The following is a 13,451-nucleotide window of genomic DNA, read 5'->3' as shown; positions in this document are numbered from 1 at the left end:
CGTGGCGTCCCCGGTCACCGCCGGCCCGGACCGTCACCGGGTCACCCGGGCCGCGGTTCAGGTGATGACGTCGTACTCCCCGTAGGAGTGCTGGGGCGTCATCGTGGCGTCGAGCCCGTTGGTGACCCACGTCCCGAGGACCATCTCCGCGGTGATGCCCGGCCCGAAGCCGGCCAGCAGACCTCGGTGCCCGTCCAGGGCGGAGCCCTCCTCGAACATCCGGTACAGGGCGTCGAGGACGACGGCGCTCGCGATGTTGCCGTACTCGGTCAGCGTGGCCCGGCTGAAGCGGAACGACTCCGGGGGGACGCCGAGGAAGCGGCACAGGTCGTCCAGGATCCGGGGGCCGCCGGCGTGGATGATGTAGAAGTCCAGCTTGGCGGCGTTCCACGCGTGGTCCTCGGCGACCTGGCGCAGCACCGGGGCCAGGGGCTCCATGGTGCCGGGCACGCGCTTGTCGAGCTGGAAGTGGAAGCCGGTCTGGCGCACCGCGTAGGAGATCCACTCCTCGGTGTTCGGGATGAGGTAGGAGGCGTTGCGCTCCAGCCGCATCCCGGTGCCGCCGCTGCCCCGGACGACGGCGGCGGCGATGCCGTCGCCGAACAGCCCGTTGGACAGCAGCGTTCCGACGCTGAGGTCCGTGGGTTGGTAGCACAGCGAGCAGAACTCGCATGCCACGATGAGGGCGTTGGCCTCGGGGTACGCCGTGCAGAAGTCGTGGGCGCGGTTGATGGCCGCGCCTCCCGCCGCGCATCCGAGCTGCGCGATCGGCAGCTGACGGGTGTCGTGACGGAAGCCCATCTTGTTGATGAGCCACGCGGTCAGCGACGGCATCATGAAGCCCGTGCACGATACGTACACGATGAGGTCGATGTCCTCGGGCTCCAACTCGGCCTGGTCGAGGGCCTGCCGTATGACGGCCGGTACCCTTGCCTTCGACTCCGCCTCATAGATCTGGCTGCGTACGTCGAAGCCCGGATGTTTGAGCACCTCTTCGATCGGCTGGATCAGGTGCCGCTTCTGAACGCCCGTGTGCTCGATGAGCTTGAGGGTCAGGTCGAGTTGCGGGTGGTCCTTGTGCAGCCGTCGTGCCAGCTCAAGCGTTTGTTCGCAGGTGATAACGTTGTCGGGTACCGAAATCACCGGCTTGCACAGAACAGCCATGGGTGGCTCCATTTCCTGCCCCTCGGCGGGCTATGGTCCCTGTGGTGCGCTGCTCCGGGATTTCCGGAGCAGGCCCGTACCTGTCACGAAAATGCGGTAGGGGGTACGGGCGCATTTCATCTGCGCGCCCAAGGGGCGGCGACTTTCAGGAGGTCCCGGCAAAAGTCGGTTCACAAAGGGGGACCGGCTGTCGTCGCGGTGGAATCATGGCCTGTTCAGATTTGCTTCCACCAGGAAAACGTACGTCACTTGGGCGGATTTCGCATGTCGGAGCGGCCCGCACCCGCCGCCACGAGGGAGAACGGTACGGAACCGGCCCCGCACCCGAAGGGGTGCGGGGCCGGGGCGGGACCGGACGGAACCGGGCCGGACAGGTCACCAGGCGACGTGCAGGGCCACCGGGTAGCGCCAGATCGACGTGGCGCTCCACCGGACCTCGTCGGCCGGCTTGGCCAGCCTCAGGTCCGGGAAGCGGCGCAGCAGCTCCCTGAAGGCCACCTGGAGCTCCATGGTCGCCAGCGGCGCGCCGAGGCAGTGGTGGCCGCCCCAGCCGAAGGTCATGTGGGGCGTGCCGGTCCGGTCCAGGTCCAGCTCGTCGGGGCGGTCGAACTTCTCGGGGTCGCGGTTCGCGGTCAGGTAGGAGACGTGGACGACGTCACCGGCCCGGATCAGCACGCCACCCATCTCCACGTCCTCGGTGGCGATCCGCGGGATGCCGACGCCCTTGCGGAACGGGATGTAGCGCAGCATCTCCTCGATGGCCTGCGGGATGCGGTCCGGCTGCTCGCGCAGCAAGGCCAGCTCGCGCGGGCGGGTGAGCAGGGTGAAGGCCATGTTGCCGATCTCGTTCGACGTGGTGTCCTGGCCCGTGATGAGCAGGACCATGGCCATGACGGCGAGTTCCTTGTCGTTGAGGATCTCGTCGCCGTCACGGGCCGTGGCCAGCACGCTGACCAGGTCGTCGCCCGGGTGGGCTCGCCGCTGCGCGGTGAGCTTCGTGAAGTACTCCCGCAGGTAGGCCTTGGAGCGGACGGCGTTGTCCCGGTTGTCGGGGCTGAAGTCCATCATGGTGCGGGCGTGGCCGCGCAGCTCCCAGCTGTCCTCATCGGGGATGTCGAGCACCTCGCAGATGGCGGCCAGCGGGAGCGGCGCCGCGAGGTGCTCCACGAGATCGGCCGGCGAGCCGCTCTCCTCCATGCCGTCGAGGAGTTCGCCGACGACCCGCTCGATGCTGGGACGCATGTGCTCGACGTTCCGGGGGGTGAAGCCCTTGGAGACCAGCGAGCGCAGCCGGCTGCTGTCCGGCGGGTCCATCACGTTGATGGCCTCGTCCTGGACGATCGGCTCCGGCGTCATGCGCGGGAAGTCCTTGCCGACGACGGCGGCACGGCTGAAACGCCGGTCGGTCGTCACCGTTCGCACGTCCTCGTACCGTGTGACGAGCCAGGCCTCGCCCTCGCCGTGCGGCAGCTTGATGCGGGAGATCTGCTCGTTCTCCATGAAGTACTTGAGCTGCGGGTCGAATTCGAGGGCTTCGGCGAAGTCGAAGGGGCAGTTGTGCGCGGAGGAACCGGATTCCATGCGAATACTCCAGTGCACCTGGGCGTCGGGGGGACATATCACAACCAATCCCCAGCGCGCGCCGGTGACCACCGCAGGCAGCCCATCCGGGCGAACCGCGCCCCACGAGGGCGCCGCGCCCCCGGGAACAGGGCGCGGCGCGTGCTCGGTCCCACCGGCCGTCAGTAGTAGTGGCGGCGCCCCGCGACGGCGTGCCCCATGGCACCCAGCACCCAGAGCACGAGGCCGATGACCACGAGGATGACTCCCAGGGTCCACAGGATGGAGATTCCGGTGAGGAATCCGATGATGAGCAGGATGATACCGAGGATGATCATGATGTAACTCCCTTGCACGGCCCTGGTCGCCGTTGCGCGTCCCGGGCCGGTGGCACCACCGGCGCGGACCCCGGGGCGTCGGCCGCGTGATGCGCGGTGACGCGGGGCCCCGCTCCGACGGGACCGGCCGTCGACGTCGCCGGCTGTTCCTACCTGCGGCGCGAACCCGCCGGCATTCGCGTTCACCCCCATTCGTACACGGATCGGCTACCCAGGTCCTCGCGGTTCATGACCGCGGGATTCGGCCGGAGTGGAGTCGGCCGGTCGCCGGGCTCCGGATGAGAGCGCTCTCAACAGCGCGAACGGCGTCGACGGGATGCTCTGGCCTCGGCGCGAGGCGCCACAACCCCAAGGAAACAACGTCTACTTAACGGTTACGGCTCTGTACGCACCGGCCGCGGCAGCCGGGGCAGCCTCCAAGCAGTGAAGGCAGGAAACCGCGCGCGACTTCTTCTGCTCCATGTATTGACCGCGGTTCGCCCTGGCGAGAAGGTGTTCCCGCCGTATGAGAGCGCTCTCACCACCGAATCGCACCTTCCCCGGCACCGATCCCGAGGAGGCATCACACCCGTGTCCGCGCGTACGACCACCGGCAGGCGGTACGCCGCCAGACCGCTCACCCTGATGGTGGCCGCCGCAGCCACCGTGACCGCGCTCTGCCTGGGCCTGCTCGGCTCGGCCAGGGCCGCCGTCCCCCCGCCGCCGTCCGGCTGGACCACCGTCTGGAGCGACGACTTCAGCGAAGCCGCCAACACCCTCCCGTCCGCAGACAACTGGATCATCGACACCGGTACCAGCTACCCCGGCGGCGCCGCCAACTGGGGCACCGGCGAGGTGCAGACCTACACCTCCGACACCGCCAACCTCCGCCAGGACGGCTCGGGCAACCTGCGCATCACCCCGATCCGGGATTCCGCGGGGAACTGGACCTCCGGGCGCGTCGAGACCCGCCGCAGCGACTTCGAGCCCCCGTCGGGGGGCAAGCTCCGCATCGAGTCCCGCATCCAGATGCCGAACGTCACCGGCGCGGCCGCGGCGGGCTACTGGCCGGCGTTCTGGACGCTGGGCGCGCCGTACCGGGGCAACTACTGGAACTGGCCCTCCATCGGCGAGTTCGACCTGATGGAGAACGTGAACGGCGTCAACCAGGTCTGGGGCACCCTGCACTGCGGCACCAACCCGGGTGGCCCCTGCAACGAGACCATCGGCCTCGGCGCCACCCGTGCCTGCCCCGGCAGCGCCTGCCAGGGCAACTTCCACACCTACGCCTTCGAGTGGGACCGCGGCGTCAGCCCCCAGCAACTGCGCTGGTACGTCGACGGGGTCCAGTTCCACTCGGTGAACGCGGGCCAGATGGACGCCGCCACCTGGAACGCCGCCACGGGCCACGGCCACTTCATCCTGCTGAACGTCGCCATGGGCGGGGCCTTCCCCGACCCCGTGGCCGGCTACAAGACCCCGACGGCCTCCACCGTCTCGGGCGTACCGATGCTGGTCGACTACGTCGCCGTCTACAGCTCCGGCGGTGGCGGCACGCAGCCCCCGACGGACCCCCCACCGACCGGGGACACCGGCAGCGCGTACGGCACCCTCCAGGCCGAGTCGTACACGCAGCAGTCCGGCACCACCGTGGAGACCACGACGGACAGCGGCGGCGGCAAGAACCTCGCGTCGCTCGCGAACGGCGACTGGGCACTGTACTCCGGTGTCGACTTCGGGACGACCACGGCCCGCCAGTTCAAGGCCCGGGTCGCCTCCGGGGCCGCCGGAGGCGTCAGCGGCCTGGTCGAGGTCCGGCTGGACAGCCGGAGCAACGCCCCGATCGGCAGCTTCTCCGTCGCCAACACCGGCGGCTGGCAGAGCTGGACGACCATCCCCGCCAACATCTCGGGCGTCACCGGCAAACACGACGTGTATCTGACCTTCACCAGCGGCCAGCCGGCCGACTTCGTGAACGTCAACTGGTTCACCTTCAGCACCACCTGACACCCCCACCGCCCGCGGCGCCCCGGCCGACCCCTGGCCCGGCCGCCGCGGGCGGCACCTCCCGGTTGTCAAGCCCCGCCCCCGCCGACCAATCCCCGAGGGGTGGTCGCGGTCGGCACCTGGCCGACGCCGCGGGGTGTCGGCATGCTCTCCTCACGTGGATCTTTTCCGACGCCCCTCGTGCTGGTCGTCGCACTCGCCTCCTGGATCCGCGGAGATTCTCGGCGCGCGGGGGGTTGTCCGTCTCTCGGCACGGACCAAGATCTTGCTCAGCCAGGGCCTGGCCTTCGCCGGAAACGTGACCGGCCGCCAGGTCCTCGACGACTGCGCGGCTCCGTCCCACTGCTCGCCGACTCCGGCGCGTGCTGAGGGCCGGCGGTCGACTGATCGTGTCCGCCGCGGCCATCCCTTCGTGATCCACACCATGCGGCGCATGGCCGGGCGGAAGCCCGACTACCCCGGGACCGTCCGGGCGTCCCGGCGTCGGTCCCGGACCTCGGGGCGTGGCCGGAAGCCGGCCGACGTGTAGGTGGCGACGGCTCCGGCATTGGAGCTCGGGGTGCAGACGATCGCGCTCGACGAGCCCAGTTCCCGGAGTGCGGCCGCCGCGGCGACGGTGATCGCCTTGCCGTAGCCGTTGCCGCGGTGTTCCCTGTGCACGCCCATCGGCTCGAGCAGCCCGGGCTTCTGCGGGCCGGCCGACCACACCGTCACCGCCGCCACCGCGTCGCCCCGGTCGTCGTACGCGACCAGGCAACGGGCGTCGGCGTACGGGGACCCGGCCGCCATCGCGTGCCAGCGCTCGTCGGTGAACGTCGACCCGTCGAACGAGGCACGCTGGACGGCGGCCCGCACGTGCGCCTGCTCCGGCCCGATCGCCTCGATCCGCACGCCTGGGTCCTCCACCGGCTCCGTGAGGTCGCGGCGCAGCGGCGTCCACGGCTCGTCGGTGTTCCAGCCGTCCGCGGACAGCACATCCTGCACCAGCGCGGCTATCGGCGCCTCGACATACACCTTCCCGGGTGGCAGTACGCCGCGCTCCGGATCGGCCACGTCGTCAGCCAGCTGCCGCGCCAGCTCCTCGTCCCGCTGGGCGTCGGGCGCGATCGTCAGGCGCAACAGCCCGGGGCCGTCCAGCAGCCCGACGGCGAGAATCCGTCCGCCCCGCCCCCATGTCCGCACCGCCGCGGCCGTCGCCTCCGCACCGAACCGCCAGAACCAGCCCAGGTCGCCCGGATGCAGTTGCATCGGCGCCCCGTCGTACTGCCACTCCCGCAGCACGTCCAAGACCCGGCCCAGCCCGTCAACTTCCGGCCTGCCCAAGACAATCGCCATGCCCCCGATGACACACCACCACACCGCCCTCGCGCATCCGGTTTCCCCGGCGGGCGGTTCAGTGGCGTGGTGAAGGTTCGACCCGCGGCCGGGCACAGGCCGTCACGTATCCCTGGGGCGGGCGATGAGCAGGGCGACGTCGTCGCGGTCGGCGGGGTGTCGGAGCGCGGCGAGGAGGCGGTCGCAGGTTTCCTCGACCGGCTCGTCGGGGGCGTCCAGGAGGCGCAGCAGGTCGTCGAGGCGCTCGTCGATGGCGTGGTCGCGGGTCTCGACCAGACCGTCGGTGTAGAGGACGAGGCGGTCCCCCGGGACGAGGTCGACGGTGGTGCTCTCGAAGGGCACGCCGCCGACGCCCAGGGGGGGTGCCGGTGGGCAGTTCGAGCAGTTCGGGGCCCTTGCCGGCGCGCACCACGACCGGGGGGAGGTGGCCCGCGCCGGCGAGGTGGCAGACGCCGCGGCGGTGGTCGTGGACGGCGTAGACGCAGGTCGCGATGTAGGGGTCGAGACCGTGGGTGATCCGGTCGAGGTGGCCGAGGACCTGGGCCGGGTCGAGGTCGAGACCGGCGAGGGTGGAGGTGGCGGTGCGCAGGCGTCCCATGGTGGTGGCGGCGGGGACACCGCTGCCCATGACGTCGCCGATGACGAGGGCGACCCTGCCGTCGTCGAAGGGGATGACGTCGTACCAGTCGCCGCCCACCTCGCTGCTGGCCTGCGCGGCGCAGTAGCGGGCGGCGAGTTCGAGGCGGGGGTGGGCGGGCGGGAGTTGCGGCAGGAGGCTGCGCTGGAGGGTCTCGGCGGTGCTGCGGAGCTGCTGGTGGAGGCGGGCGTTGTCGATGGACACCGCGGCACGGGAGGCCAGTTCGCAGGCGAGGGTCTGGTCGTCCTCGTCGAAGGGCTGGGGGATGCGGGCGCGGGCGAGGCCGAGGACGCCGAGGATGCGGCCGCGGGCGATGAGCGGGACCGCCATGGCCGTGTGGACGCCCGCCCGGGCCAGCAGCGGGGCGGCGTCGGGGTCGCGGGCGATTCGCACCAGGCTGCGCTCGTCGGCGTGGGTGATCAGGCCGGGGCGGCCGGTGTCCAGGCACCGTGCGGCCAGGTGTTCGGGGCCGTAGGAGACGAGGCGGCCGGGCCCGCCGAAGGCACCGGCGGCGACACCGGCCTCGCTGCACTTGGTGGTGAGCGCTCGGAAGCGGGGGCGGTCGTGGCCGGGCTCGCCGCCGTCGTCGCGCAGCGCGGAGTCGAGGACGTCGACCGCGGCGAAGTCGGCCAGTTCGGGGACGACGACGTCGGCGAGTTCCCGGGCGGTGTCCTCGACCTCCAGGGACATGCCGATGCGAGCCGAGCTGTCGGCGATCACGGCGAGGCGCTGCCGGGCGCGGTCGGCCTCCTGCGCCGAGCGGTGCCGGTCGGTGACGTCCACCACGGAGGTGGCGACGCCCAGGACGTGCCCGTTCCGGTCCTCCAGCCGGAAGTAGGACATCGACCAGGCGTGGTCGGTGCCGGGATCCGCGGGCGTCCGGCCGACGACGTACCGGTCGACGATCGGTGTGCCGGTCCGCAGGACCTGCCGGAGCGCGTCCTCCGCCATGCGGAACCTGGCGCCGGGGAGCACTTCCCGGAAGGGGCGGCCGACGTGCTCGCCCTCGGTCATGCCGTGCATTTCGGCCAGGGCGGGGTTGACGGAGAGGTAGCGCAGGTCCGTGTCGAGCACCCCGAGCCCGATCGGGGACTGGGAGACCAGCCGGAAGGAGAGGGCGAGGCCGCGTTCCAGGCGCTGCAGCACAGGCCGGTCGGTGGCTATGCCCAGGGCGTAGACGCGGCCGCGGCTGTCCGTGAGGCGGACATTGCGGAACTCCGCCAGTCGGGTGCTGCCGTCCTTGTGGCGCACGGGAAACGCTCCCGACCAGCTGCGACCGGTCTCCAGCACCTCCGCGAACAGCCTCATGGCGTCGTCACGGTCCTGGGGCCGGACGAGCAGCGGCGCCGCGTACTGCCCGACCGCCTCGCCCGCGGTGTAGCCGAACAGTTGCTCCGCCTGCGGGCTCCACATGTCGATGCGCCCGTCCGACTCGAGCAGGACCGCGGCGACCCCCAGGAGGTCCATGAGTCCGCTGGGGCCCAGTGCCCTGGCCTCGAGCTGATCGGCGCCGAGCGGCGGCCGCGCTTCGCTCATCGCAGGCTCCCTCTTCGCCCGCCCCTTCGCCGATCTCTTCCTCGCTCTCCGTACGTCCGCCTACCCCGGCTCCGGCGAGCGAGTCCTGCCCGTGGCCGCCGCCCGTGCCGCCGGGGTGACCACGTTTCCCGGGCCCGCTCCCGGGCAGGCGCCCCTGTCGCACGAGAAGAGAAGAGAAGAGAAGAGACGAGAAGAGCCGAGAACAGCACAGAAGGCTCAGAAGACCTGGAAGAGGGGAAAGCGCCATGGCCGCAGAGTTCCCGGGCGGCCGCCGCGTCCTGGCGGTCGTCACCAACTACGGGGTCGAGCAGGACGAGCTGGTCGTCCCCGTCGAGCACCTCCGTGACAGGGGCGCCGACGTCACCGTCGCAGCGACGCGGCACGACGCCGTACAGACCCTGGTCGGGGACAAGGATCCCGGCAAGGTCGTGGAACCGGACACCACCCTCGACGAGGTGGACCCGGCCGGTTTCGATCTGCTCCTCATCCCCGGCGGCACGGTCAACGCCGACAACCTCCGCCTCCAGGGGAAGGCGATGGACGTCGTGCGGGCGTTCGCCTCGTCCGGACGCCCGATCGCGGCGATCTGCCACGGCCCGTGGGCGCTGGCCGAGGCGGGAGTCGTGAAGGGCAAGACGCTGACCTCGTACGCCTCGGTGCGGACCGACTTGCTCAACGCGGGCGCCGCGTCCTGGGTCGACGAACCCGTGGTGCGCGACGCCTCCGCCGGGTACCCGCTGGTCACCTCGCGCACGCCCCAGGACCTGGACGCCTTCCTGGGCGAGGTCGACAAGCTCCTGGTCGGCTCCTGAGCGCGGTCGCCGTCAGGGCTCGATGAGGCCGGCCCGGATCGCGTAGCGCGTGAGTTCCAGGCGGTCGCGCAGACCGAGCTTCTGCAGGAGGTTGGCGCGGTGGCGTTCGACGGTCTTGACGCTGATGAAGAGCACGTCGGCGATCTCCTGGGACGTGTGGCCCTCGGCGACGAGCTTCAGGATTCCTCCTCGCGTTCGGTGACGGCGCGGACGGGCAGGGGCTCGCCCTGGCGGGCGCGTTCGAGGTAGTTGCGGATCAGGGTGGTGACGGCGCCGGGGTAGATGAAGGGTTCGTCGCGCACGGCGGCCCGGCAGGCCTCGACCAGGTCGCGGTCCGCGACGGACTTCAGGACGTAGCCGCCGGCCCCGGTCTTGAGGGCCTCGAAGAAGTACTGCTCGTTGTCGTACATCGTCAGGATGAGGATGCGCAGGCCGGGGCGGAGCCTGCTCAGTTCGCGGGGCGGCCTGCAGGCCGGTCATGCGGGGCATCGCGATGTCCAGGACGGCCAGGTCGACCTGCGCCTCGCGGGCCCTGGCGACGGCTTGGGCGCCGTCGCCGGCCTCGGCGACGGCGGTCAGGTCGGGTTCGCCATTGGGTGCCGGCCCCGATGGTTCCGCAGGCGGGCGCGGGCGACGGTGGAGGAACAGGGCCCACCCGACACCGGGAGGAGGACACCATGCCGCGCCCGCACAAGGCCATCGAGGACATCGAGGCGGAGATCCGGCGTACCGACCCCTGCTTCGCCGAGGGGTTGCGGACCGGGCGTCCGTGCGCGCCGCGGGAGTACCGGCGGAGGCTGGGCCGGCTCCTGCTGGTCGTGGCGCTCGCCTGGATCTTGATCGGCATCATGCTGCCACAAGGGTTGCTGATGGCGGCCGGACTGGTCCTGGACGGCATCGGAGCGGGCGTCCTGGACCCCCGGCACGACACTGTCGGGCGGGGTCGCCGGCGGGTGTGATTCGGGGCGCGGGGCGGGGGGATCCGGGGATGGACGGGTGTCGCGCAGCTCCGAAGGTTGTTCGCGGGGCCCGCGTGTGGCGCCGTTGCGCACGGCTCGGGCGGGCTATTGTGTCGCCGACCGAAAAATTGCGCAAATCGTCACAATTGGGAGCCCTACGTGATCGAAGGCATCGGCAGGCGCCGTTTTCTCGCCGCGGGGGCGGCCGTCGTCGGGGTGGGTGCGGCGAGCAGGGCTTGGGCGGGCACACCGCTGGCCGATGTACCACCGGGTGGGGTCCTGCGGAGCGAGGCCCGGCTCCCCCGCCCGTACCAGGTACCCCTGCCGGTCCCGCCGGTCCTCGAGCCCGCCCTGCGGACCGCGACGACCGACTACTACTACCTGACCCAGCGCGTCGCTGAACTGGAGATCCTCCCGGGACTGCGCACCAACTGCTGGACCTTCGACGGTCTTTTCCCCGGTCCCACGCTCGTCTCCCGCTCGGGGCGCCGCGCTGTCGTCACGCACCGCAACGAACTCCCCCAGCCGACCGTGGTCCACCTGCACGGCGGCCACACCCCCGAGGACAGCGACGGCTACCCGATCGACCTGACGATGCCGGTCGGCAGCCGCATGTCGTACGCCGACGCGATGGCGGGCATGCCGGAGATGCACGACTCACACGGCAAGCTCAGTCACGGCCAGCGCAACTACACCTATCCGATGCTGCAGCGCGCGGCGACGCTCTGGTACCACGACCACCGCATGGGCTACACGGGCCCGGCGGTGTACCGCGGAATGGCCGGGTTCCACCTGGTGACCGACGACGAGGAGGACGGGCTCGACCTGCCGCGCGGCTCCCGCGACATCCCGCTGCTGCTCGCTGACCGGGCGTTCGCCGAGAACGGGGCGCTGATGTACCCCGCCGTCGACCCGGGCATGCGCAAGCCGGGCGTCGTGCACGCGCACCACTTCGGCGTGATGGGCGACGTCATCCTGGTCAACGGCGCCCCCTGGCCCGTGCACCGGGTCAGGCGGCAGCGCTACCGGCTGCGCCTGCTCAACGGCTGCAACGTCCGGGACTTCCGCCTGGAGCTGGACCCGCCGCCGCCGGGCGGCAAGGGCCTGCTCCAGATCGGCAGCGACGGCGGACTGCTGGGCAGCCCGCTGGCCCACGACAGCCTGCGCATCGCCCCCGCCGAACGCTTCGACGTCATCGTGGACTTCGCCCGCTACCGGCCCGGCACCAAGGTGCGCCTGGTCAACCGGTTCGGCAGCGGCAGCACCGCGCGAGTCATGCGCTTCGACGTCTCGCCGTCCTCCCGGAAGCCGCACGACGACACCCACATCCCCAAGCGGCTGTCGCGCTACCCGGCCACCGTCCTGGACCCCCGCAAGGCCGTGGCGCACCGGACCTTCGCCTTCCGGCACTCGCGCGACGGCTGGACGATCAACGGTTTCCCGTACAAGCCCGGCCGCTCACTCGCCGACGTGAGGCTCGGCAAGGTCGAGATCTGGAAGTTCACCTCGGTGTTCTTCCATTCCGTGCACGTGCACCTGGACGCCTTCCGGGTGCTGTCCCGCAACGGCAAGAAGCCGGGCGCGTACGACGCGGGCTGGAAGGACACGGTGGCGACGGGGCCGGGCGAGACCGTGGAGGTGGCGGTCCGCTTCACCGACTACACGGGCAACTTCATGATCCACTGCCACAACCTCGAGCACGAGGACATGGCGATGATGGCCGACTTCACCACGCACTGAGGCACGGCGGCCCAGCTCCGGTCCGGCGCGGCGTCACTACGACGCGGCCGGGCCGGACGGCTGTCCGGGGGCCGTACCGCCGGGCGGGGGACTCTCGCCTCCCGGTGGTCCGGGGGTGCCGGGGGCCGGGCTCTGCGGGGCGGGTCCGGTGCCGGGCGGCGGGGACTGCGGGGCGGTCCCGCCCGGTTCACCCGCCGGCGTGGAGGGGCCCTCCTCCGGGGCGGCCGGTGAGCCGCCCCGCGGCGACCCGGACGGGCTGCCGGGCGGCGCGTTCTCCGGGGGCGTCGTCCGCTGATCCCCGGAGGCCTTGCCGTCACCACTGTTCCGGGTGAACCACTCGCCGGTGTCCGCGTCGCGGACCACGAACTTCTTCACCGGCTCGGACGCCGGGGCCACCACCACGGTCCTCGACGGCTGGTAACCGGGCCACGCGTGGCCGACGGTCGTGGCGCCGTCCTTCTGCTCGACCGGCCGGGTCAGCGGATTTCCGCAGGCACAGCGCACCCGGGGCAGGCCCCGGTCGTCCACCAGGACCGCGGTCCCGGCCTGCAGGACCGACTGGAAGGCGGTGGGCCGGCCGCCGCGGTAGCCGTGGTTGGTGACCCGGGTGTCCGCGCGCAGCTGGAGCGGGGTCAGATCCCTCAGGTACGCCGGGACGCCGGAGGGCGCGAGGCCCAGCACCCTGGCGAACGCCTTGTTCTTCGAGGGGTCCGACGACAGGGCGCTGATCTGCTTCTCCACGTCGCAGCTCGCGGCGTCACGCGTACCGCCGTACAGACCGGGCATGCCGCCGCTGTAGACCTGCCGCACGGTGCCGCCCGTCGTCGACGGGGTCGGCAGGGCCGGTGTCGCGGAGGGAACGGCGGTCTCCTCGGCCGTCGACCGCGTGAACGGGTTCGGTCCCGCGCTGCCCGCCGTCTGCAGGAACAACTCACCCGGCTTCCCGCCCGAGACCCCTCCGGGCCGGGTGAACACCACGGCCAGTGCCACCGCGGCCACCACGACGGCGGTGAGCGCGGCCACCTTCGGCACCGAGCGCCACCAGGGCCGTTCGTGGCCTCCGCCGTCCCCGCCGCCGTCTCCCCCGCCGCCTCCGCCGCCGTCCGGCGGTCCGCCAGGTGGCGGCGGCGAGCCCACGACGACCGTCGGCGTCCGGCGCCGCGGTCCGGACGAGTCCTTGCTGGGGGGCCGCGACTCGTCCGTGCCGTCCGGTCCGGACAGCGGGCCCGCGGGCGGGCCCTCGGGGCGGGCGAGCGAGGGCGGTAGAACGCTCACAGGGCTTTCCTCCACTCGTCCCGCACCGTCACCCCGGCCGGACGGCTCCGCCGGCCGCTTCGCAAGCCCCACCTGCTGACCATTGTGTGCGCCCCCCTCACAGTCCCCG

At 71.7% G+C, this 13,451-nt stretch carries 11 protein-coding genes and 2 pseudogenes; 4 read left to right on the top strand and 9 right to left on the bottom strand.

Annotation, left to right across the window (positions count from 1 at the left end; genetic code table 11):
- Positions 1–57: 57 nt before the first annotated feature.
- The 3 genes from AC3EUJ_RS13390 to AC3EUJ_RS13380 all read right to left on the bottom strand — a co-directional run bounded on the left by AC3EUJ_RS13390 (position 58) and on the right by AC3EUJ_RS13380 (position 3,062).
- The gene (locus AC3EUJ_RS13390) at positions 58–1,164 is read right to left on the bottom strand and encodes a type III polyketide synthase (protein ID WP_431961357.1); all 1,107 of its coding nucleotides are present in this window, start codon (positions 1,162–1,164) and stop codon (positions 58–60) included.
- A gap of 375 nt (positions 1,165–1,539) precedes the next feature.
- Entirely contained in the window at positions 1,540–2,745 is a 1,206-nt protein-coding gene (locus tag AC3EUJ_RS13385) for a cytochrome P450 (RefSeq protein ID WP_431961355.1), read from the bottom strand.
- Between the two features lie 161 nt (positions 2,746–2,906).
- Entirely contained in the window at positions 2,907–3,062 is a 156-nt protein-coding gene (locus AC3EUJ_RS13380) for a DUF6131 family protein (protein WP_018557825.1), read from the bottom strand.
- Between the two features lie 624 nt (positions 3,063–3,686).
- On the opposite strand from AC3EUJ_RS13380, the gene AC3EUJ_RS13375 reads away from it, so the two are divergent.
- Positions 3,687–5,048, top strand: coding sequence for a glycoside hydrolase family 16 protein (locus tag AC3EUJ_RS13375; RefSeq protein WP_431961408.1), 1,362 nt, complete (start codon positions 3,687–3,689; stop codon positions 5,046–5,048).
- Between the two features lie 453 nt (positions 5,049–5,501).
- On the opposite strand, the gene AC3EUJ_RS13370 is transcribed toward AC3EUJ_RS13375, so the two are convergent.
- The gene (locus AC3EUJ_RS13370; RefSeq protein ID WP_431961354.1) at positions 5,502–6,383 is read right to left on the bottom strand and encodes a GNAT family N-acetyltransferase; all 882 of its coding nucleotides are present in this window, start codon (positions 6,381–6,383) and stop codon (positions 5,502–5,504) included.
- A gap of 102 nt (positions 6,384–6,485) precedes the next feature.
- Positions 6,486–8,556 (bottom strand): annotated as a pseudogene (locus AC3EUJ_RS13365) (SpoIIE family protein phosphatase).
- A gap of 245 nt (positions 8,557–8,801) precedes the next feature.
- Between AC3EUJ_RS13365 and AC3EUJ_RS13360 the strand changes: the two are divergent.
- A complete protein-coding gene (locus AC3EUJ_RS13360) occupies positions 8,802–9,368 on the top strand; it encodes a type 1 glutamine amidotransferase domain-containing protein (protein WP_431961353.1) in 567 nt (188 codons plus the stop codon).
- Positions 9,369–9,380: 12 nt separating this feature from the next.
- Here AC3EUJ_RS13360 and AC3EUJ_RS13355 read toward each other — a convergent pair whose 3' ends face one another.
- From AC3EUJ_RS13355 to AC3EUJ_RS13345, 3 genes and pseudogenes are all read right to left on the bottom strand, one after another.
- Positions 9,381–9,503, bottom strand: coding sequence for a response regulator transcription factor (locus AC3EUJ_RS13355; protein ID WP_431961407.1), 123 nt, complete (start codon positions 9,501–9,503; stop codon positions 9,381–9,383).
- A gap of 41 nt (positions 9,504–9,544) precedes the next feature.
- The gene (locus tag AC3EUJ_RS13350) at positions 9,545–9,778 is read right to left on the bottom strand and encodes a hypothetical protein (protein ID WP_431961412.1); all 234 of its coding nucleotides are present in this window, start codon (positions 9,776–9,778) and stop codon (positions 9,545–9,547) included.
- A 40-nt stretch (positions 9,779–9,818) separates the two neighbouring features.
- Positions 9,819–9,947, bottom strand: a pseudogene (locus tag AC3EUJ_RS13345) (response regulator); the annotation flags it as partial.
- 98 nt (positions 9,948–10,045) lie between these two features.
- On the opposite strand from AC3EUJ_RS13345, the gene AC3EUJ_RS13340 reads away from it, so the two are divergent.
- Together AC3EUJ_RS13340 and AC3EUJ_RS13335 are read left to right on the top strand one after the other, a co-directional pair.
- Positions 10,046–10,327, top strand: coding sequence for a DUF3040 domain-containing protein (locus AC3EUJ_RS13340; protein WP_431961352.1), 282 nt, complete (start codon positions 10,046–10,048; stop codon positions 10,325–10,327).
- Between the two features lie 159 nt (positions 10,328–10,486).
- A complete protein-coding gene (locus AC3EUJ_RS13335; RefSeq protein WP_431961351.1) occupies positions 10,487–12,067 on the top strand; it encodes a multicopper oxidase family protein in 1,581 nt (526 codons plus the stop codon).
- Between the two features lie 36 nt (positions 12,068–12,103).
- On the opposite strand, the gene AC3EUJ_RS13330 is transcribed toward AC3EUJ_RS13335, so the two are convergent.
- Positions 12,104–13,342, bottom strand: a complete 1,239-nt coding sequence (locus AC3EUJ_RS13330) for a DUF6777 domain-containing protein (RefSeq protein WP_431961349.1) — start codon at positions 13,340–13,342, stop codon at positions 12,104–12,106.
- Positions 13,343–13,451 lie beyond the last annotated feature (109 nt).

Source organism: Actinacidiphila sp. bgisy160 (genome assembly GCF_057707815.1).
Note: the sequence above shows the minus strand (reverse complement) of the source record. Positions and strands in the feature narration are given on the sequence as shown.

What these genes read in the sequence shown, in the direction of transcription:
- AC3EUJ_RS13390 (WP_431961357.1), bottom strand. Translation starts at nt 1,164, where the DNA reads ATGGCTGTTCTGTGCAAGCCGGTGATTTCGGTACCCGACAACGTTATC.
- AC3EUJ_RS13385 (WP_431961355.1), bottom strand. Translation starts at nt 2,745, where the DNA reads ATGGAATCCGGTTCCTCCGCGCACAACTGCCCCTTCGACTTCGCCGAA.
- AC3EUJ_RS13380 (WP_018557825.1), bottom strand. Translation starts at nt 3,062, where the DNA reads ATGATCATCCTCGGTATCATCCTGCTCATCATCGGATTCCTCACCGGA.
- AC3EUJ_RS13375 (WP_431961408.1), top strand. Translation starts at nt 3,687, where the DNA reads ATGGTGGCCGCCGCAGCCACCGTGACCGCGCTCTGCCTGGGCCTGCTC.
- AC3EUJ_RS13370 (WP_431961354.1), bottom strand. Translation starts at nt 6,383, where the DNA reads ATGGCGATTGTCTTGGGCAGGCCGGAAGTTGACGGGCTGGGCCGGGTC.
- AC3EUJ_RS13360 (WP_431961353.1), top strand. Translation starts at nt 8,802, where the DNA reads ATGGCCGCAGAGTTCCCGGGCGGCCGCCGCGTCCTGGCGGTCGTCACC.
- AC3EUJ_RS13350 (WP_431961412.1), bottom strand. Translation starts at nt 9,778, where the DNA reads ATGTACGACAACGAGCAGTACTTCTTCGAGGCCCTCAAGACCGGGGCC.
- AC3EUJ_RS13340 (WP_431961352.1), top strand. Translation starts at nt 10,046, where the DNA reads ATGCCGCGCCCGCACAAGGCCATCGAGGACATCGAGGCGGAGATCCGG.